We start from the raw sequence: 21,980 nt of genomic DNA, 5'->3' as shown, positions 1-21,980 counted from the left end.
TTGCCGCGCCTAGCCTTCCCACGAGACAAGTCCCCGTCCCGTACGCCCATGCGCGAAGGAATGACCGTGACACGCTGCGTTTTCGCGCTGGTCGCGTGCTCGATCCTGCTCGCATCGCCGCTCCTCGCGGCGCAGGCGCGGACCCCGGCGGACGCTTCACAGGGGTCGGAAGAAACGCATGCGCCAACGCGCTTCGACATCGACGCACAGCCGCTCGCTACCGCGCTCCGCGGTTATAGCGAAGCGACGGGCATTGCCGTGCTGTTCGACGATTCCCTTGTCGCGGGTCGCTCGTCACCGGGTATCCATGGTGTCGCCGGCGCACGTGATGCGCTACGTGTTTTGCTCGTGGGAACGGGCCTCAGCGCTCATTTCGCCTCGATGAGCGCGTTCACCGTCACCGCCGATCCGACGACCGATGCCGAGGTGCCGGCCGTGTCCGGCGTCGCCACGCACGATGAGTTTCCTGCGCTCGACGAGCACGGTGCCGCGGTGATCCAGGTGGCGATCGAGGCTGCGCTCTGCGCGCACGCAGCGACGCGTCCGGGTAGCTTTCGCCTGGCCATGCAGGTGTGGATCGACGCCGCAGGCGTCATCGGGCGCGTGTCCGCACTGGCGCCGTCGGATGACCCGCAGCGCGACGCGCGCGTCGTGTCGACGCTACGCGGGGTGCGCTTGCCAGCGTCTACGTCCCGTTTCAGCCCTGTGACAGTTCTGCTAACGCCGTCGGCTTCCGGCGCATCGCGCTGTGCCGGTTCGCGCGAGTGGGAGAGCTGACGTGGACACCACGATGCTCGGGCTGTTCCTCGCCAACTACGAAGACTTCCGCCGTCGGCTGCGTCGCCGTCTGCGTTCGGACGATCTCGTCGACGACGTATTGCAGGAGACCTACCTGCGCGTCGAGCGGCTCGATCCCGATGCCGAGCGCGCCACGCACCCGACCGGTTATCTGTTCCGCATGGCCCTCAACATGGCCGCGGATCATCATCGTTCCTCCGGCCGGCTGCTCACGGGCGAGGAAGTCGATGACCTGATCCAGGGTGCGGACGATCATCTCGATCCACCCACCGTGCTTTCGTCGCAGCAGGACATCGCGGCGCTGGGCCTGGCCCTGGACATGCTCACCCGTCGCCAGCGCGAGATCCTCATCGCGGCACGGATCGACGAGCTGCCGCAGGTGGAAATCGCGGCGCGTCACGGCATCTCCGTGCGCATGGTCGGCAAGGAACTGAAGAAGGCTCTTGAGACCTGTGCCACAAAAGTAGGCAGAAAATCGGTACAGCGGTTCGGTCCCGGGGCGGGAGATCCGTCTTGAGCGGTATGGACACGACCAAGACCAAGGAGAGCGAGCGCCAGGCCCAGGCGTGGCTCGTGCATCTGACCTCGGGCACGGCCACCCGCGAGGACGGCGAAGCGTTTCGTCGCTGGTGCCTTGCGAGCGAGCAGCACGCCGAAGCCTTCGCACGCACGCGGCAGATGTGGCACGACCTCGGCCCGGCCATCGCCCGGCGCCAGGACGCTGCGCCGCGTGGTGGGCGCCCGGCGCCACGTCACGCGGTGAGGATGAGTCGCCGCGCCTTCCTCGGGTCGGCCATCGCGGCGTCCGTCGCTGCCGTCGTCGTCGCCCGTTATGGCTTCGACATGGGCGGGCAACGCGGCACGGGTGCGACGCTGCGCACGGCTGTCGGCGAACAGCGGCACGTCGACGTGACGCAAGGCGTCGCGCTGGAAATGAACACCGCCACGGACATCGGCGTGCGTTCCTCGGGCAATGCGATCACCGGCTTTCGCCTGCGCTCGGGCGAAGCGGTCGTCCGCATCGACGCGAGTCATACCACCCCCTTCGTCGTTGAACTGGACGACGCCCGCGTGCTCTCCGGCCCGGGCGCGTTGTTCGCCGTGCGTTGCGTGGATGGCGTGTCCTCGGTCACCTGCCTCGAAGGGCAGGCCGTGCTGGCACGGGCCGCGACGAAGACCCTGGTCAAGCCGTCACAGCAGTTGGCCTTCGACGCCGATGGCCTCGGCGCCGCGATGGCCGTGAACCCCGATACCGCGCTCGCATGGAGGCATCGCGTCCTGATCTACGACAACCAGCCCCTGGCCGACGTCGTCACCGACATCAATCGCTATCGCCCCGGTCGCATCGTCATTACTGACCGTGCCCTCGGCGAGCGGCGCGTGCATGCGCGTTTCACCCTGGACCAGATGGCCGACGTGGCCACGCTGATCGAAGACGCCTATGGCGCGCACGCTACCCACCTTCCTGGTGGCTGGGTGTTGTTGAGCTGACTGTCGCCCGGGGCCGGCACCGTCGGCCTCATGAATTTTTCGTGACAACGGTTCAGTGCCGCCACTGCCCACGCGTCCTTAGGGCAGATGGAACATCAGGGGAAGGTCCGCGTGGCTACACGAGCAGTATGGGTGCGAGGCGCACGCGCGCTGGCGCTGGCGATCTCGCTATCGCTGACAGGTGCCGCCGCGGCGCAGGACGCGCCGACCGCGTTCGACGTCAACGAGTACGTCGTCGATGGCAACACGACACTGCAAGCGCTGGATATCGAAACGGCCGTGTATCCGTTCCTCGGCCCCGGCAAGTCGATGAACGACGTGGGCGCCGCGCGGGACGCGCTGCAGAAGCTTTACCAGGCGCACGGGTACCAGTCCGTCGTGGTCGACCTGCCGCCGCAGCAGGTGAAGGGTGGGGTGGTCCGTTTCCAGGTCACCGAGAACACCGTGGGCCGCGTGCGCGTGGAAGGCGCGACCTACCGCTCGCCCAAGGACATCCGCGATGCCGTGCCGGCGCTGCGCGAAGGCGACGTGCCGAACTTCACCGATGCCCAGCAGCAGCTCACCGACGTGAACAAGCGCGGTGGTGCGCAGGTGGTTCCGGTGCTCGCGCCGGGCAAGCTGCCGCAGACGATGGACGTGACGCTCAAGGTCACCGACAGCTCGCCGCTGCACGCCAGCCTCGAGGTCAACAACGACCATAGCGTCAACACGCCCGAGCTGCGCACCGTGGCCAGCGTGCGCGACGACAACCTGTTCCAGAAGGGACAGTCGGCGTCGCTGACGTATATCGTCGCGCCGCAGGATCGCAACGCGGCGGAAGTCTGGGCCGGCTCCTATCTGATTCCGCTGAGCAGCGACTGGAGCGTGCTCACCTCCGCGTACAAGTCCAACAGCAACGCCAATGCCGTTGGCGGCACCACGGTGCTGGGCAAGGGCAACGCCTTCGGCTTCACCTTCGTGCGTACGCTGCCGACGCATGGCGAGTACTCGCAGTCGCTGTCGCTGGGCGTGACGCGCAAGCACTTCGACCAGAACATCAGCCTGGGTGAGCAGACCTCGAAGGCACCGATCGCCTATATCCCGGTAGTGGCCAGCTACCAGGGTCAGTCGGTCGGCGAACGCTCCTCCAGCAGCATCGGCGTGAGCGGCACCTTCGGCTTCCGTGCCGGTGGCAGCGACTCGGCGGCCTTCGACAACCAGCGCTACAAGGCCAAGCAGAACTTCTTCTACGTGAAGTTCGACGGTGGCCACACGATGCTGTTCGAAGACGGCTTCAGCCTGGCGGGCCGCCTCGGCCTGCAGCTGTCGACCTCGTCGCTGGTATCCAGCGAACAGTACGCGGCCGGCGGCGACAGCACGGTTCGCGGCTACCTCGAAGCCGAGGAGACCGCCGACCACGGCGTCATCGGTTCGCTGGAATTCCGCACGCCTTCGATCGCCCAGCACATCGGCGGTTGGGTCAACGACTGGCGATTCCATGTTTTCGCCGACGCCGCGCGTCTGGCGCTGATGAACGCCTTGCCCCAGCTGATCGACGCGGCCAATCCGGATGCCGGCAGCACGCGCGTTACCAGCTACGACCTTTCCAGCGTCGGCGTCGGTACCCGTTTCCAGATTTTCAACATCGCCACCGGTGCGTTCGAAGTGGCCTATCCGTTCAACAACGGGCAGGCCACGCGGGCACACGACACTCGCATCCATTTCTCACTCAAAGCGGATCTCTGACCGGCAGGTCGGACCATAGACTCCAGGGGTATCACCGTGACTCGAATCTTGTTACTGACCTGCTTGCTGATCCTCGGCTGGGTGCCGGCGGCTCATGCCGACACCTCGTGGTGGAACCAGGACTTCTCCTTCCGCAAGGCCATCACCATCGACACGACGGCCAAGGGCGGCAACGTCACGACGGCGGTCGGTCGCACGCCGCTGCTGGTTCGCCTGCACTCGGGCAACTTCACCTTCGACGGTGTCTCGGAATCCGGCGCAGATGTTCGCTTTGTCGCCGCCGACGACAAGACGCCGCTGAACTTCCAGATCGAGAGCTTCGATCCGGTGCTCGGCGTGGCGCTGATCTGGGTCGACGTGCCGCAGGTCGCCGCGGACGCGCAGCAGCAGATCTGGATGTACTACGGCAACGCCAAGGCCCAGGGTGCCGAGAAGGCCGGCGCGGTGTTCGACGCCGACTACGCTGCGGTGTATCACTTTGAAGAGCCCGCCGGCACGCCGCCGCACGATGCCACCGCCTATGGCAACAACGCCGTCGGCAACGATATCGCCGGCGTCGACGGTGTCATCGGCAAATCCGCGCACTTCGATGGTTCCAAGATCGTCACCCTGCCGGGCAGCGTGTCGATGAATGTCGCCGAAGGTGGCACCTTCACGTTCAGCACCTGGATCAAGCTCGATGCCTTGGCCGACGGTCGCGCACTGGTCTATGCCCGTCGCCAGGGCGAGCAGAAGCTGCTGATCGGCCTCGATCACGGCGTGCCCTTCGTGCAGACCGGCGACGCTACCAGCACGGCCGGCGAGCCGATCAAGGCCGGTGCCTGGACGCACCTGGCGGTCACCGCCGCCGGCGACGACATCGCGCTCTATGTCGACGGCAAGCCCTACGCCAAGCTCGCTGCGAAACTGCCGGCGATGACCAGCCAGGCCACGCTCGGTGGCGATATCGCCGGCCAGGCCGAGACCTTCGTGCCGTTCACCGGCCTGATGGACGAAGTGCGCCTGTCGCGCATCGCCCGCCCGGCGACGCTGATCGCGGTGGACGCGCAGACCCAGGGTGCGGAATCCAGGCTGCTGAACTACGGCGCCGACGAGAAGCAGTCGGGTGTGGGCTTCGGTTACTTCGGCATCATCGTCAAGTCGGTCACCGCGGACGCCTGGGTCATCATCGGCATCCTGCTGGTCATGGCCGCGTTGTCCTGGGTGGTCATGTGGCAGCGCGCCGCCTACGTGAACCGCGTGACGAATGCCAACGAGGACTTCCTCGATGCCTTCCGCCAGCAGGGCCGCAACATCCTCGCGTTGTCCAAGGATCCGGCCGCCGCCCGCCTGCAGGATGCCTCGCTGTATCGCCTGTACAAGGTCGGCGCCGCGGAAGTCTGGAACCGCCGCGATGCCGACGGTCACGACCACATCGCCTCGGAATCCATCGAAGCCATCCGCGCCACGATGGACTCGGTGCTGGTGCGCGAGAACCAGCGCCTGTCCAAGTCGATGGTGCTGCTGACCATCGCCATCTCCGGCGGCCCCTTCCTCGGCCTGCTCGGCACCGTGGTCGGCGTGATGATCACCTTCGCCGCGATCGCCGCGGCGGGCGACGTGAACGTCAATGCGATCGCGCCGGGTATCGCCGCGGCGTTGCTCGCCACCGTCGCCGGCCTGTTCGTCGCGATTCCGGCGCTGTTTGGCTACAACTACCTGCTGATCCGCAACAAGAACGTCACCGCGAACATGCAGGTGTTCGTCGACGAGTTCGTGACTCGCCTGGCGGAACAGCAGCGCACCACCCACCCGTCGGCCGTCGCGGCCTGAGGAACGGATCATGCGCGCGCAAGACGAAGAGAAACCGTACGACGACATCAACATCACGCCGATGCTCGACCTGGCGTACGTGTTACTCGTGATCTTCATCATCATGACTACCGCGTCGGTGCAGGGCATCAAGGTGAACCTGCCCAAGGCCAGCGCGGCGGTGAGCATGGCCAAGCCGCAGACCAAGGCGATCACGATCTCCGAATCCGGGCAGATCTTCCTCGATGCCTATCCGGTGACGATCGGCGAACTCGAGGAGCGTCTTCGCTCGCTGAAGGCGCTCAATCCGGATTTCCCGGTGGTGGTGAAGGGCGATTCGACGGTCCAGTACCAGAAGGTCATGGACATCCTCGACCTGCTGCGTCGCGTGGACCTGCCGCAGGTCGGCCTGGTCACCGGCAAGTCGCCGAAGGGATGAGCGCGTGACCTTGCCCACATCCCGTCGCGCAACACCTAAACGCTGGCTCGGTCCGGCGGTCGGTGTCGTCGTGCTCGTCTTGCTCGGCCTGCTGATCTGGCACTTCGCCGGCAGCAGCGTCGGCGTGCGTCGCGAGGCACCGCGCATCGCCACCATCACGCCCTTGCCCCCACCGCCTCCGCCGCCGAAGGAAAAGCCGCCGGAGCCGAAGAAGGTCGAGGACGACATCAAGCCGATCGACAAGCCGCAGGACATCCCGCAGAAGCCGCTGGACGCACCGAAGCCGAGTAACGACGTGGCCAGGAACGTCACGATCAACGGCGATGCCCAGGCCGGCAGCGACAACTTCAACATCGGCGCCGGCGATGGCGGCGGCATGGTCGGCTCCGGTGGCGGTAACGGCACGGGTACCGGCAGCTACAGCCAGTACCTCGGTTATGCGATCCAGCAGGCCGTGCAGCGCGACGACCGGGTCAACCGCCTGGCCTTCGATGTGCGCGCCGACGTGTGGCTGGATGCCGACGGCAAGCTCGCCCGCGCCGAACTGGTCGGTGGCACCGGCAACGCGAAGACCGACGAAGCCTTGCTCGACGCCTTGCGTGCGATGCCGCGCATCGACGTGACGCCGCCCGCCTCGCTGCACTTCCCCGTGCGCGTGGCCATCCGCGGGAAGCGCCCCGTATGACGCCCACCACGCCAACCCCCTTTGAAACACACGCTTTGGAACCCCGGAGAGTTCGCATGACCATCGGAAAGGCCCGCCATCGACCCGCGCGAGCCGTGCTGGCCCTCGCCATCGGGCTGTCGCTCTGCGCGGGCGCTGCCCAGGCGCAGAGTGCCGCGTCGGACAACGCCACGATCAACCTCGTTCGCCTGCTGGTGAAGCGCGGCGTGCTGACCCAGTCGGACGCCGATGGCCTCATCGCCCAGGCCAATGCCGAGGCCGCGCAGGCGCAGAAGCTCGCCGGCACCGCGAATGCGGCGCCCGCCACGCCGGGCCAGGTGCGCGTCACCTATGTGCCCGAAGTGGTGCGCAACCAGATCAAGGATGAGCTGCGCCAGGAAGTGGTCGCCCAGGCCAAGACCGAGCATTGGGCCGAGCCGGGCAAGCTGCCCGAATGGCTCGACCGGATCAGCTGGACCGGCGACATGCGCGTGCGCGACGAATTCCACTACTACGACAAGGGCAATGCTTCGCCCGTCGTAGACTTCGCGCAGCTCAACAAGACGGGTCCCTACGACCTCAACGGCAACAATCCGCCGCCGCTGCTCAACACGCTGGAGAACCGCACGAACTCGCTGCGTATCCGTGCGCGTCTCGGCGTGAACGTCGACCTGGGTGAGGGCGTCACCGCCGGCATCCGCATCGGTACCGGCAACGACAACAACCCGGTCTCGACCACGCAGACCCTCGGCGGCGGCTTCGCCAAAAAGGACGTCTGGCTCGACCAGGCCTGGTTGGCCTGGAAGCCGACGGACTGGGCGCAGGTCATCGGCGGCCGCATGCCGAACCCGTTCATGAGCACGGACCTGGTCTACTCGAACGACCTGAACTTCGACGGCATCGTCGGCAAGTTCAACGTGCCGATGACCGACCAGCTCAGCACTTTCGCCAACGTCGGCATGTTCCCGATCGAATACCAGGCCGACGACTTCCCGTCGCAGCAGGGCGTCAAGCAGGCCAGCCGCGACAAGTGGATGACCGGCGCACAGCTCGGTGCCACGTGGAAGTTCAACGAAGACACCCAGCTCAAGGCTGCCCTTGCGTACTACCGCTTCGATCACATGCAGGGCCAGCTGTCCTCGCCGTGCTCGATCTACCTGGGCGTGACCGCCTGCGATACGGACACCAGCCGCTCGGCTTTCATGCAGAAGGGTAACTCGTTGTTCCTGATCCGCGACATCGTGCCGGACCCGAACTCGCCGACCAACTACGCGCAGCCGCAGTTCGTCGGCCTGGTCTACGACTATCACGTCGCCGATGCCAACGCCCAGTTCGATACCAAGGTGGCCGATACGCCGCTGCGCATCGAGGCCGACTACATCCGCAACATGGCTTACCACCGCGCGGATGCCTTCCGCCCCGACGTCGGCCTGAATCGCCTGGTCAACAACTTCGGTGCCGGCGATATCGCCGAATCCACCTACAAGAGCGGCCCGGTGGGCTGGATGCTGCGCGCCACGCTCGGCGATGTGAACCCGCATGCGGCCGGCGACTGGAACGTGAGCCTGGCCTACAAGTACCTGCAGCCCGATGCCACGCTCGATGGCCTGACCGACACCGACTTCCACCTCGGTGGCACCAATGCCAAGGGTTTCATCCTCGGCGGCAGCTACGGCATCTCGAAGTATTCGTGGCTCAGCCTGCGCTACTTCAACGCCAGGGAAGTGTTCGGCCCGCCGCTCTCGATCGACGTGTTCCAGCTTGAAATGAATGCCCGGTTCTAAGGAGGCGATATGAAACGCACCCTCATCGCGCTGGTCCTGCTCGCCGTCTTCCCGGCGGCGCAGGCACAAACCGCCAGCCTGGAAAGCCGCATGCGCGACCAGCTGCGCGAAACGCGCACGCAGTTGCAGGAACTCCAGACGCAGCAGTCCACCTGGGCTGCCGAGAAGGCGGCGCTGGAAAAAGAACGCGACGCGGCGAAGCAGGAAGCCGAGACCGCTCGAGCCTCGTCCAAGGCGTCTCCGGCGGTGTCGCCGGAGACCACGCGTGAGCTGGCCGCCGAACGCCAGCGCCGCGAGGCCGCCGAGGCCAGCCTGCAGCGTGGCAAGTCCGACGCGGAGTCCGCTGGTGTGGCCTTGCGTACGGCAGAGGCCGAACGTTCACGCCTGGCCAAGGAGCTCGACGTGTCGCACGCCCAGGTGGATGCCTGCACCGCGCGCAACGTGCAGATGTACCGGGTAGGGCAGGAGGTGATCACGGCCTACGAAAACATCGACACGACGGACATCGTCAGCTCACGCCAGCCGTTCGCGGCGAAGTCGCGGGTGAAGCTCGAAAACGCAGCGCAGTCGTTCGGCGACAAGCTTTACGACCAGCGCTTCGATCCCCGTGCCGGTCAGGTTTCCGCCACGAAATGAACCAGGACCCGTCAGCCCGGCGGCGGGGCGCAAAGGAATGCTTAGGACATCGCAACGGACAAGGACGTCTCTCTTTTGCGCATCAGGTCAGCGAGGCAGTGCATGTATCCCGACCATGATTCGACCAGCTTGCCCGAATACCGCGCTCCGCGGCCGCGCGCATCGCGTGCGCGCGCCGAAGTCGACGCACGGGTGGGCGGCATGAGCTGTCTGCACGCGCTGGCCGAGATGCTGCGCCAGTTGTATGCGGCGCGGCAGAACAAGCTGGCCGAGGCACTGTTGGATCGTTGCTCACGCGAAACGCTCGAGCAGTTGCTCGGCGAGTCGTCAGCTTTTCTCGGTGGTCGCGTGCGCTACGCGGTCGACGACCGGCTGAAACATCGCAAGGCTGGACAGGAACAAACGACGCTGCCGACGATTCGCGCGATCACCAGCGTGCTCAACGCGTGGCTCCACGACGGACGCCGCCTGGCGATCCGCGCGGTACTGCGCGAACTGTGCGACGACGAGCTCAGGGAGCTCGCCGCATTACCCGAACTCAATGATGAAGTGGCATCGATGACTGGTGATTTCTCATGAACAAGCCGCGCCCGATCTTCCGCCGCAACACCCTGTGCCAGTTCATCGCCATGGCGCTGTTCGGTGGCGCGGCCCATGCCGCGACGCCGCCCCCCTTCAGTCAGGCCTGGCTGGCCGCCAAGCAGGCGGGTGCCACGCAGCCGACGACGCCCACGCCCGGTAACGGTGCGGGCAACAACGGCGGCAACGTGTTCACGCCCGGCAACGTGATGTTGCAGCAACGCGTGCAGCAGTCGATCGCGAATCTCGACGCCGCCGCACAGGCGGTCGCCGCGCAGATGGCCGCGCAGAACAGCGCACAGAAGGCGGCGCAGCAGCTGGCGTCGAACGTACCGGACGGCATCGCCGCGGGTGGGCTTAAAGTCGACCGCAACGTCCTCAGCGATCCGACCTTGTGGCAGAACGCCAATGCGCCGACGCAGTCGGTCGCCAACGGTCAGACCACGGTCGAGATCAAGCAGAACGCCTCCAAGGCGATCATGACCTGGGAGTCGTTCAACGTCGGTCGTCACACCACGGTGCATTTCGATCAGACGGGCGGTACGCAGACGGACGGCAGCAACCAGTGGATTGCGCTGAACCGGATCAACGATCCCTCCGGGAATCCGAGCACGATCCTGGGGCAGATCAAGGCGGAAGGTACGGTTTACCTGCTCAACCGAAATGGCATGATCTTTGGGGGTGGGGCGCAGGTCAATACGCATTCGCTGATCGCCAGTTCGCTGGATCTGTTCACCAGAGATGTGACGAAGAGCAATGCGTTCTTCATGAAGTACGGCATCGGGGCGACGCAGGATCCCGAGCATATCCTCTCGAATGACGGAAACGTCACTGCGTTCCTTACCAGTGGTTCGGTCGAGAACTACGCGGAGTCGACGCGCGGCTCCGTCGTCGTCGAGAAAGGCGCATCGATTTCCGGCACGAAGGACGGCTTCGTACTCCTGTCGGCACCGACGATTGCACAGGCCGGTCAGGTCGTCGCCGACGATGCACAGGTCATTCTGTCGGCAGCGCCTGGCATCGTCGCGGTCACGGGAGCCACGGGTAACCTCAACGTCGCGCTCTACAGCGGCTTTCCCAGTTTCACCCCGCCCACGGGCAGTATCGAGAACACGGGCCTGATCCAGGCCCGTAGAGGCTCGATCCACTGGCTGGCCGATGACGCCCGCCAGGACGGCGTCGTGGTCGCGTCCACAAGCCTCAGCCACCCGGGCAGTCTGGTATTCGATCCCGCAAATACCCAAGGGGGGAAGATCACCTTCGGTACGGGGTCGGTCACGACCGTACTGCCGGAGAAGGATGGCGAGACGACGTCGTCCAGCCAGGATGCGGACAATGCGTTCACCTCCAGTAGCGTCAAGGTCAATACGCCTTCGGCGGTGATGGAGGCAGGTTCCCTGATGGAAGTACCTGCCGGCAATGTCACGTTTAATGGCAATGCCTATCTTGCCGGAGGCTCGATCATCGATGTGTCCGGCCTTGCGAACGTCGTGCTTCCCATGTCGGCGTTGCTGGTCATCGTCCCGCGTATCGGTCTGAACGAGCTGGCCGATTCGCCGCTGCTGCGGAACAGTCCCTTGTATACGGCGAAGAACGTTGCCGTAGACAGCACACAGTCCGGAACGCGCGCGGATGGCCTCGACTGGGTAGGTAGTCCGATCCTCAATGTAGCGGGCTACGTGGCAAACATGCCGCGTACCGTCGACCAGCTGATGATCAATGCGGGGAATATCACCTTCAACGGCGGTGCGATCGTCCGCACCGGCGCCCAGCTCCGGCTTGAAGGTGGCTTCCTGAACTATCTGCCGGGTTACATCCAGACGCCTCGCCTGCAGGGGGCGAATGGGCTGATGTACGACATCGCCTCGGCGGATCCCAATGTCGATTACACGGGCTTTGCCGGTGTCTTTACCGCAAACCACGCACGTTGGGGCGTCACCGAGACGTTCACGACCAGTCCGCTGCTGGCGAACATGGGCAGGTTCGATCCGGGGTTCATCAAGGGTGGCGATGCGGGGACGCTGACCTTCCAGCCGAAGGGAGGCCAGGACGTGGTGATCGACGGTGATCTCGACGCCCATGCCTACGCAGGCAGGGAGCAGGTGCGCAGCGGAAACCTGCCATTGGGTGGCGCGCTAGACGTCATCTTGTTGGATACATCCATCGCTTCGCCGACGTCCGCTATCGCTAAGACTGCGGTCATCAACTACGTCATCCAGACAGACCGCACGCCCATCGAATCGTACGTCCCGGATTTCAATGAGGACTCCGCGTTCCCTGTCCCCGGAGGGAATCCGGACGATCCGAACAATCCGCTGAGATGGCGAACGTTGTCTACCGCGATGATCGAGAACGGTGGCTTCCGCAAGCTTCGCCTGACGACGGGCGGTACGGTACTCGTTCGCGATGACACTGACCTCAACCTGGCCGATGGAGGAGAGGTCGACATAACGGCTTACGGGGTGGATGTCGAGGGGAAGATCGTCACACATGGCGGCGCGATCAACCTGATCTCGATTCCGACGGGCGCCAACGCGCCGTCGGACACACTCGCGCAGGCGTTTTTGCGCGTCGGCTCGAAGGGCGTCCTCGACACTAGCGGGCGGTGGACTAACGATGCCGGACGCACCGCCGATGACATCGAAGGCGATGCGTGGATCGACGGCGGCAGTGTTTCGCTTACTTCCTGGGCGGGCTTTATTCCACGGGGGCTAGCGGACGATACGGCAAACATCTACCTCGATCAGGGAAGCCTGATCGACGTATCCGGGGGAGGGTACGTGGCGGCCGATGGCCACCTCGCCATGAATGGCGACCTTCCCGTCGGCCGCGGTGGCGACGTCACGTTGCAGACGCACGTTGCGTCGGGGTTCTTTACTTATAGTGGCAGCGGCGCCACGCCGAACGATCTGCTCGGCGGAGCGATTCACCTGGATGGTTCGATCGTCGCGGAAGGATTTTCTGGCGGCGGTACGCTTACCCTTCACGCCCCCGCCATCCAGGTCGGCGGCTTGGAAAAAGCGAAGGATAAGCTTGCCCTGCTTTATCTCGATCCCACCTGGATCGAGTCGCTCGGCTTCTCGAGCTATAGCCTTATCGCGGACACCGACGCCTCGGTCGGGCCGGGGGTCGACCTCACCCTGAGGCCACGCTACATGCTTGCCGACCAGCAGGACTTGTTGAGTCTGGCAAGTACGACGGGCTTGCTGGGCCGGCCTGACGCAGCGGTGGCGATCACCACGGGCGATGTCGGCGCGTTTCAACGCTATACCCATCGGCGAAACACCGACGGGCTGTCGATCCAGGCCGGTATCTACCAGACCTGGGTCCGGAACGCGGCGGTTCCCTCCGCGGCGTTGACCGGCGTCACCGGTACGGTCGATATCGGCGAAGGGGCACGTCTGGATGTCGGATCCGGCAACACCCTTGCTCTGTCGAGCAGCGGTCATATCGTGGTCGACGGCTCACTTGTGGCACACGGCGGCAACATCACGCTGACCAACACGGCGGTTGGTTCGGGGATCGGCGAGAGCATCGTCGACCGCTCGCTTTGGCTCGGCGCGGATGCCGTTATCGATGCGAGCGGCGTGTCGTTGATCGACCCCGGCGCGGGCGCCTTGCCGGGCAAGGGCGGGCTGGCGGCGATGAGTAGAACCGGCACCGTGCTCGATGGCGGCAGCGTCGTGCTCTCCTCGTCGGGTGAGGTCGTCGCGGAACAAGGCGCTCAGGTCCTGATCAACGGTACCAATGACACGTTCGATCTGCCGACCGACGGCCGGCGGATCGGCCTGGGTGGAACGTCCTACGCGCCGTCGCCCGTCTGGAGCAACGGTGGCAAGCTCACGCTGCAGGCGACGCGCCTGTTCTTCGACGGCAGGATCGACGCATGGGGCGGCGTCGGCGACTCTCAGGGCGGAGGGCTGACGATCGTCGCCGACCCTAACGCTATTACAAGGCTCGGAACGCCCCAGATCATCATCGCGCAGAGTGGTTGGCGAGCACCTGTCGGAGGCGATCCTTACGGCCCCATGTTGGGGCAGGGCGATAACGGCGACCTGCGATTCTCGGCCGATCGCTTGAGCGGCTCAGGCATCGACGACCTCGAGATCGGCACGAACGGAAAAGAAACCGACGTCGTCTTCGCTGGCGATGTCGACCTGCACGTGGGACGCAGCATCCAGATCGACAGCGACCACGTTGCTTCCATCGGCGCGGGCGATCGAACGGCGACATTCGGCGGCACGGTAGCGGTCGGCGGACACGTCACGCTTTCGGCGCCCTACGTGTCGATCGAAGGTACCTACATTCCCAATGTCGCTGGCGCATCGAGTGGCAGCGGCTCGCTGGACGTGAATGCCGACTTCATCGATATCGGGGGACACGTTAACCTTTCCGGCTTCGGCAACGCATCGTTCCGGTCGACGGGCGACCTGCGTTTCTATTTGTCGGGTGACGAGCCACTGTTCCAGCAGACCGGCTGGCTGTTCACTACCGGTAACCTCGACTTCACGGCGACACGCGTGTATCCGACGACGGGTTACCGTTTTCTCATCGATGCGAGCAATCCTGCATCGGATACCACGGTCGCCTTCCATCAGGCAGGCGCTACCGACACGACGACCCCGCTCTCTGCCGGCGGCAGCCTGGCCGTCGGCGCGGATCACATCCTGCAGGAAGGGACGATCTGGGTGCCTTCCGGTGCCATCGCGCTCGGCACCGACGATCCGGCAGCGACCCTGAGCGTACTTGGCCTTTCCGCGTCGATGCCGCTTGCGGCTGCGAAGGATGTACACCTTGCCCCCGGAAGTATCACTTCGGTATCGCTCGATGGTGCGGTGGTGCCTTATGGAACCACGGAAGATGGCAAGGATTGGCACTTCGAGAGCGCGAGTGACACCGGCACGAACATCATCGACAAGCCGCCGGAAAAGTCGGTGTCGATCGCCGGTGACAACGTATCCATCGACGCCGGCGCGAAGGTCGACCTTTCCGGTGGTGGCCACGTCCAGGCAGTGGAGTGGGTGCCGGGTACAGGTGGCTCACGCGATGTGCTGTCGCAATACAATACCGACTTCAGTAACTCCGCCACCGGCACTCAGGTGCCGCAGTACGCGGATGGGCGCGCCATCTACGCGATCGTCCCTGGCTACCACGCGCCGCTGTCCGCACACGACGCGTCGTTGGAGAAGGGTGCTGGTGCCGGCCCGGAAGTTGGCCAAGGCGTTTACCTGAGTGGCGTACCCGGATTGCCCGACGGTGTGTATACGCTGCTGCCGGCTCGCTATGCGACGTTGCCGGGGGCCTTCCGTCTTGTGCAGGACGCAGGCGTAAAGGATCCCGTCGTTGGCCGCGTTTCCACCGCACCCGACGGAACGCAAGTCGTCGGCGGTTATTTCACCGACACCTTGACGGGGGCGCGGGATGCGCGTTCCAGTGCCTTCATGCTGCAGTCGGCGCAGACCTGGGGCCAGTATTCGGAGTACACGACGACCTCGGCCGATACGTTCTTTGCCGACCAGGCCGCCCGCAACGGTGAGGTCGCGCCGCGCCTAGGCGCCGACGCCGGGCGCCTGACCATCGCGGCCTCCAAGGCGCTGACACTGGGGGCGACCCTCGACGCCGCGCCGGCGGCCGGCGGTCGCGGCTCGCAGGTCGACATCGCCGGCGACGCCATTCAGATCCTCGGCGGCAACGAGACAGCTCTCGACGGCTACCTGCATATCTCGGCCGACGAACTCACCCAATTGGGCGCGGGTAGTCTGTTGATCGGTGGTAAGCGTGACAGTACGGCGCAGGGTGATGTCGTCGATGTCATCGCGGATCAGGTCGTGCTCTCGAACGACGCGGCGCATCCGCTACAGGGCACCGAGATCATCCTTGCCGCGAGTGGCAACGGTGGTGTCACCCTGGGCGACGGAAGCGTCCTTCGCGCCACGGCCAGCAACGATGCCGCATCGTCGCCGCTGCTGATCGGTCAGGATGCCACTGCCTCGTCGCCGGCGATCAACGGCGACGGTGCCCTGCTGCGCGTTTCGGGTCTGGATCCATCCGCCATCGTGCGTAACGACATCACCGGCATCGATGGCGCCACTGGCACACCGGGCGGCGACCTTACGATCGGCGCGGGTGCCGTCATCGACGCGGCCAACTCGCTCAGCATGGATGCGACGGGCCATACCCAGCTCGCAGCGGATGCAACCCTGCATGCAAAAGCTATCGATGTGACGGCTGGCCATATCGCCCTGGGTGGCAGCGATACGGACGCCCAGGCGGACGCGGGCACCTTGCTCATCGGTCCGCGAGTTCTCGCACAGCTCGCCAATAGCGACTCGACCACGCTCCGTGGGCGTCAGTCCATCGATCTGCTTGGCGATGCATCGCTGGCGGCATCGAACGATCTCATCCTCAGCACACCGACGCTGATCAGCGACGGTGGCAGTGCCTCGCTTTCCGCAGCGTCGGTGACGTTCGCCAACGATACGGGGGCAACCTCGACCGGCCCGGCTGCCGGCACAGGTTCCCTTGCTGTCAAGGCGGGGGCCGTTCATCTGGGCAACGGTGACATCGCTGCGAGTGGACTGGGTCACGTCGACGTGAATGCCTCGTCCGGTCTCTTTGCCTCGGGAACAGGAACGTTCGATCTTGGCGGCGCCGATCTCAAGGTGACCGCACCGCAAGTCCGCGCCGACAACGGCGCGGACAACCATCTGCTCACCACGGGCGCCATGCAGCTTGCACGAGGCGGACAGGCGTCGGCCGGCAGCGCAAATGCCGGCGGCAAGCTCGATCTCGAGGCCGGGTCGCTGGACATCGGTACCGACCTCGTCTCCCAGGGCGGCAAGTTCGTGCTGCATGCGACGTCGGGAGATGTCTCGATCGCCGACGGAGCGACGATCGATGTGTCGGGGCTGTCGTTGCCCTTCAACGATACAGCGGTCCATGTACCAGGTGGCACCGTGCAGCTGCACGCCGACCGCGGCAATGTCACCCTGGCCCAGGGCGCCACAGTCGACGTGAGCGGCGCTGCCGATGGCGGCAATGCGGGCACGTTCGACCTGGCTGCCGACCGTGGTGTGGCGACACTTTCCGGTCAGCTACTTGGAAAGGCGGCGGATGGTTATCTTGGTGGTGTGCTTTCCGTCGACACGCTGGGCGCATTCGACCTCAGTGACCTCTCGGGACGCGCCGGGGCAGGTGGCTTCGACGGCTCGGTGACGGTGCATACGCGCCAGGGCGATCTGGGTCTTGCCGCGGGCGATACGTTGCACTCACACCTGGTCCACCTGACGGCGGACGGCGGCGACGTGAACATCGCGGGCACGGTGGATGCCTCCGGCAGCTTCGGCGGTACGATCGATATCTTCGGTGCGAAGGGTGTCGATATCGATGGACGCCTGGATACGAGTGCATCCAGCGCGGGCCATCACGGTGGCGACATCACGCTTGGCACGTCCGGTGTGGCCGATGGTCAGCTCAATGCCACCTATGGCTACGAAGAGATTCAGGCGGCGGATGCCGGTCATATCCGCCTGGGTTCGCAGGCGACGCTGGTGCAGGACGGCGACCTCGGCGACGGTACGCTGTACCTTCGCGCGCCTCTGCTTGCCGATGGCAATGTGCCGGTAAGCATCGCGGCAGGGATCGATCTGTCACGTACGTCGTCGACGACGCTGGAAGCTTATGCGGTGTGGGATGCGCAGGATGCGTCGACGGACCTCACGAAGCATTTCGATGGATCGATCGATGCGGCGGGCTGGTTCCAGTATGACGCCGTGACCGGGAAGCCGACGCTCGTCGCCGGCTCGTTCACGGATGACGCCGGCAATGCGATTGCCGACCCGGACCGTAGCAACGATGCCCAGGTCGCGGATTACCTGTCCCGTTACCGGTTCACGCCCACCGGAACGAATACGGACCATGCCACGTTCTACGGCTACGTGAACGGCGATGAGAGCCAGGGTGCCGGTACCTTGATGCGCTTCGTACAGCAGCCGGGCATCGCTCTCGATCCCGGCCTTGCGGGAGTGTCCAACCTGCACGTGCGCCCCGGGATTGAACTGCGCAACAGCGGAACGACCGTCAATGGCGGTGACATTTCGGTGCTCACCAACTGGAACCTGGGTGCAGGCACGCAGGACGCCAATGGCGTCGTCCATCAGGTGTTCCGATACGGTCCCGGCGTCGAAGCGCCCGTCTTGACGCTGCGGGCGGATCACGACCTGGATGTGAGAGCCAGTGTGACCGATGGCTTCTATCAGGTAGGCAATGCGGGTGGATCGGTGGGCGGTGCGCCGCCGGATACGACGTATGAAGAGGCGAGTGCGGGCTGGCAGGCCCTCCTGGATACCGGAAACGGGGTGGATGGTTTTCCCGACCTTTTCAGTCCTCCCACGGATTTCAGCGGCGACTCGCAGGCCATTCACGACTACTACTCGGAGTACGTGGCGTATTCCAACTACCTGCTGTCGCCTCTGCCCGGCGCCCCGGGGTTCCGTCCGGTAGAAGCGATTACCTACGGACTGGGCTTCGGCTTTGTGGTTTCGGTACCGGATGCGCCTGCGCCGCTGACCAAGCCGACCAATATCAACGAATACGTGCCCTATCTCGCGGCGTATCCGGACTATCTGAACAAGTCGATCGCGTTGACCGACTTCTCCGACACGCTTTCCGTGCCGGATGTGATGCAGGCGCTGGCTCCGCCGCCGACGACGCTCGACGCGATCGATCGCAATCCACCGGTGGATAACAGTCCCTCGCCCCAGGCTGGCGCGCGTAATCCCTTGCCTCTCCTGAGCGCCACGCTTGTCGGTGGCAACAGCAGCTCGTATCGCTTCGTCGCCGGCGCTGACACACTCTCCGTGGATCCGCTGGCCCTGATGGGTGGCTCGACGGGGGACGTCGTCCTCGGAGGTCACACCGACTACACCGACACCGCGACGGGCAGGGTCATCGCGGCACCGACCCTGATCCGCACGGGTACGGGTGATATCGACATCGCGGCTGCCGGCGATATCCGCTGGACGGATGATCGCGCCCCGGCAGCCATCTACACGGCTGGTGCGCCCGCCGAAGGCACCACGGCCGATACATCGGTACAGATTCTGCAGCCTTCCAGAGTCAACGCGCTCGTCACCTCGGCGACGCCGGAACTCGTCGTGACAGGCCCTGTGAACCCCGATCAGGGCGGTCATGTGTCCTTGAACGCCAAGGGCGACATTCTCGGCCTTCAGAACACGACTGACACGACGGGCGATCTGACCGGCACAGCAGGAACGCCCACGGCGCAGTATTGGTGGCAATGGATGCAGACGGGCAACACCGAGGATCGCTCGTCGATCAATTTCGGTGCGTTCGACCAGGGCGTGATGAGTGTGGGTGGCAACGTCAGCATCCAGGCCGGCGGGGATATCCGCGAGCTTTCGGTATCGTTGCCGACGACGTGGATGATCGCGACGGATGCCTCAGGTGCACGCTCGTTGCGGACGATCGGTGGCGGCGACCTTTCCGTGAACGCCGGCGGCGACATTCTCAGCGGCAGCTACTTCGTTGCCAAGGGCGATGGCGTGATCCACGCGGACGGTTCGATCGGGTCGGATTTCTCGGCGACCTATCTGACGCCAACGCGAACACAGGCGACGATGCCTGTGTCCACCTTGATCGCGATGCAGGATGCCCAGGTGGAAGTGGATGCGAACGGTTCCGTGTCGCTCGGTGGGATATTCAACCCTTCCTGGGTGGACTACGCCGGGATCAACGCGTTGATCCCTGTGGGGCACGCGGATGGCCAGTCGTACTCGTCGGCATCCCGTGTCGACGTGACCGCCTTCGCCGGGGACCTGACCTACGGCGATCTCGCATCGCCGTTGGGGCTCTTCGCCCCCGGGTTGTCGATCGACAGCGTCGTCGCGACGGCGGGTGACATTTTGCCCGCTACGGTGAGCCTGATCGCAGCCAACGGCGATCTGAACCTCAAGTCTGCCGGCGAGCTGTTCCCATCGAGCAACGGAAACCTCAGCTTGTTGGCCCAGGACTCGGTCCACTTCGATATGCCGATCACGGCAAATCCGAACAGTCGCTACGTCTGGGGCTTGATCGACGCACCGCTTTCGTCGCTGCCTTCGCCGCTCTACCTCGATCCCTTGACGACGGACGCCAGTTCACCCGCCGCAAATGCACGAACGCGCGGCTATCTGGCCGATTCGCTCTCGAACGAGCTGGCGGATCAGCAATTTCTGCATGCGTCTACGCCGTGGCACGCCGACGACAACGATCCTGTCCGGGTTTACGCCCTGGATGGCGATATCGTCAACGGCAGCGGCGGTGGTGTGGGCGGCGTCTACCTGATGCCATCGAAGGTCGCCCAGATCGAGGCGGGCAGGGACATCGTCGATCTGGCCTATGTGGGGCAGCAGGTTCATGGCTCCGATATCTCGGTGATCCGAGCGGGGCGCGATATCTATGACACGCCGCTGACGGGGTCGAGGTTCAGCGCAGGCGGCGTCGACGTTCCCTGGTCGATCCTGCCGGTCATCGTCCAGGGCGGCTCGGGCGTGCTGTCGATAGAAGCAGGACGTGACCTGGGGCGCCTGGCGTCGCAGACCGAGTATTACTCACTCGATTCCAGCGTTCGCAGCCTCTACAAGGTACTGATCCAGAATGGAACGCCTTCGATTCTCACAGGCATCGATTCCTCGGGTAACAGCCTGAATCCGTTCCTGAGTTCCGACGGTGCATCGATCTATGCATCGTTCGGTGTTGGCCCCGGCATCGACCAGGTCGCCTTCATCAAGGCTTATGTCGATCCGTCGGCGGTCAAGCCCCCCGGCCTGGATGATGGTTCCGCCTCGCTGGTCGCTTTCGTCGAAGATTACGATGCGGGCCTGGTGGTCGATACCGGCCTGGCCGTGGACGACGTCAAGCCGACGTACTCCGTGGCGCAGGCGTGGGCACGCTTCCAGGAGCTCCCCGATGAAGCGAAGGCGATCTACACGCAGAAAGCGCTGTTCGGAATCCTTGCCCAGGTCGGTAAGGATTACAACGACGACACGAGCCCCTTCAAGGGTCAGTATGCGCGGGGCTATGCGGCAATCAATGCCTTGTTCCCGGCTTCTCTTGGTTACACGGCCAATGGGCTGGGCGGCGGAAGTAACGGTGCCGAGCAGCGCGTATCCACGGGCGATCTCGATCTTCGCGGCAGCACGATACAGACACAGCACGGAGGCGACATCTCCATCCTCGGTCCCGGCGGTGAGGCGCTTCTCGGCGGTACCTCGGCGCCGCCTCCTGCCACCGACTTCGGCGGGAACCTGCTGGATGGCCCGAATACGCAGGGCATCCTGACGCTGCAGAAAGGTGGGATCTCCATGTTCACCGATGGCAGCACCCTGCTCGCGCAGAGCCGCATCTTTACCGAGCAGGGTGGCGACGTCACCATCTGGAGTTCGAACGGTGACATCAATGCGGGCAAGGGCGCCAAGACCACGAGCGAAATCCCGCCGGTAAGCTATTTGTGCACGCTGGATGCCTGGTGCTTCGAGAACCCGGCAGGCCAGGTCAGCGGCGCGGGTATCGCTACGTTGCAGACCGTCCCCGATGCGCCGGAGGGCTCGGTCTACCTGATGGCACCGCGCGGCACCGTCGACGCTGGCGATGCGGGCATTCGTGTGTCGGGCAATCTCGTCGTCGCCGCAGCGCACGTGGCCAATGCGGACAACGTCCAGGTGAAGGGTGATTCGGTAGGCCTTCCGGTAGTGCAGGGTGTGAATGTCGGCGCACTTAATGCTGCCAGCTCGGCGGCGAGTGCGGCGACCAAGGCGGCGGAAGATGTCGCCCGTCAGCAGCAATCGGACGCACGCGACCGTCAACCGTCGATCATCTCGGTACAGGTCATGGGCGACAACCCGAGCGCGAGTGTCGATACGCCGCGCGACAATGTCTACGATGCTTCGAGCCCGGTACAAGTCGTTCGGCGCGCAGGGAAGGCGGGCGATGGTCTGACGGCGGCGGAGCGTGCACGCATGGCGCAGTGATGAATGTTTTCACCGATTTCGTGCATCGTCAGTTGATGACATGT

General features: G+C 64.8%; 11 protein-coding genes. All 11 read left to right on the top strand.

The window, feature by feature from the left end; all coding sequences use genetic code 11:
- Window positions 1-66 precede the first annotated feature (66 nt).
- Window positions 67-777, top strand: coding sequence for an STN domain-containing protein (locus BJI69_RS20670; protein WP_125903151.1), 711 nt, complete (start codon window positions 67-69; stop codon window positions 775-777).
- A 1-nt stretch (window position 778) separates the two neighbouring features.
- Window positions 779-1,315 (top strand): RNA polymerase sigma factor, encoded by a 537-nt coding sequence (locus tag BJI69_RS20665; protein WP_244890700.1) that lies wholly within the window; start codon window positions 779-781, stop codon window positions 1,313-1,315.
- Window positions 1,316-1,320: 5 nt separating this feature from the next.
- A complete protein-coding gene (locus BJI69_RS20660; RefSeq protein ID WP_046980873.1) occupies window positions 1,321-2,289 on the top strand; it encodes a FecR family protein in 969 nt (322 codons plus the stop codon).
- A 111-nt stretch (window positions 2,290-2,400) separates the two neighbouring features.
- Complete coding sequence (locus BJI69_RS20655) at window positions 2,401-4,014, top strand: ShlB/FhaC/HecB family hemolysin secretion/activation protein (protein WP_053057344.1); 1,614 nt, start codon at window positions 2,401-2,403, stop codon at window positions 4,012-4,014.
- A 36-nt stretch (window positions 4,015-4,050) separates the two neighbouring features.
- Window positions 4,051-5,826, top strand: a complete 1,776-nt coding sequence (locus BJI69_RS20650; RefSeq protein ID WP_046980871.1) for a DUF2341 domain-containing protein — start codon at window positions 4,051-4,053, stop codon at window positions 5,824-5,826.
- 10 nt (window positions 5,827-5,836) lie between these two features.
- Window positions 5,837-6,244, top strand: coding sequence for an ExbD/TolR family protein (locus BJI69_RS20645; RefSeq protein WP_046969330.1), 408 nt, complete (start codon window positions 5,837-5,839; stop codon window positions 6,242-6,244).
- 4 nt (window positions 6,245-6,248) lie between these two features.
- Window positions 6,249-6,929, top strand: coding sequence for an energy transducer TonB family protein (locus tag BJI69_RS20640; RefSeq protein WP_046969331.1), 681 nt, complete (start codon window positions 6,249-6,251; stop codon window positions 6,927-6,929).
- Between the two features lie 56 nt (window positions 6,930-6,985).
- The gene (locus BJI69_RS20635; protein ID WP_046969332.1) at window positions 6,986-8,692 is read left to right on the top strand and encodes a putative porin; all 1,707 of its coding nucleotides are present in this window, start codon (window positions 6,986-6,988) and stop codon (window positions 8,690-8,692) included.
- 9 nt (window positions 8,693-8,701) lie between these two features.
- Entirely contained in the window at window positions 8,702-9,328 is a 627-nt protein-coding gene (locus BJI69_RS20630) for a hypothetical protein (protein WP_046969333.1), read from the top strand.
- A 129-nt stretch (window positions 9,329-9,457) separates the two neighbouring features.
- Window positions 9,458-9,907, top strand: a complete 450-nt coding sequence (locus tag BJI69_RS20625) for a hypothetical protein (protein WP_125903149.1) — start codon at window positions 9,458-9,460, stop codon at window positions 9,905-9,907.
- Window positions 9,904-21,936, top strand: a complete 12,033-nt coding sequence (locus BJI69_RS20620; RefSeq protein WP_046969335.1) for a filamentous haemagglutinin family protein — start codon at window positions 9,904-9,906, stop codon at window positions 21,934-21,936. Before BJI69_RS20625 ends, BJI69_RS20620 begins: the two co-directional genes overlap by 4 nt.
- Window positions 21,937-21,980: the final 44 nt, after the last annotated feature.

The sequence above is a fragment of the Luteibacter rhizovicinus DSM 16549 genome, assembly GCF_001887595.1.
Taxonomy (GTDB): domain Bacteria; phylum Pseudomonadota; class Gammaproteobacteria; order Xanthomonadales; family Rhodanobacteraceae; genus Luteibacter; species Luteibacter rhizovicinus.
The sequence above is the reverse complement of the archived record's forward strand: the minus strand, read 5'-3'. Positions and strand labels throughout refer to the sequence as shown.

Coding starts and splice junctions, on each gene's coding strand:
- BJI69_RS20660 (WP_046980873.1), top strand. CDS start 1,321: ATGGACACGACCAAGACCAAGGAGAGCGAGCGCCAGGCCCAGGCGTGG.
- BJI69_RS20645 (WP_046969330.1), top strand. CDS start 5,837: ATGCGCGCGCAAGACGAAGAGAAACCGTACGACGACATCAACATCACG.
- BJI69_RS20635 (WP_046969332.1), top strand. CDS start 6,986: ATGACCATCGGAAAGGCCCGCCATCGACCCGCGCGAGCCGTGCTGGCC.
- BJI69_RS20630 (WP_046969333.1), top strand. CDS start 8,702: ATGAAACGCACCCTCATCGCGCTGGTCCTGCTCGCCGTCTTCCCGGCG.
- BJI69_RS20620 (WP_046969335.1), top strand. CDS start 9,904: ATGAACAAGCCGCGCCCGATCTTCCGCCGCAACACCCTGTGCCAGTTC.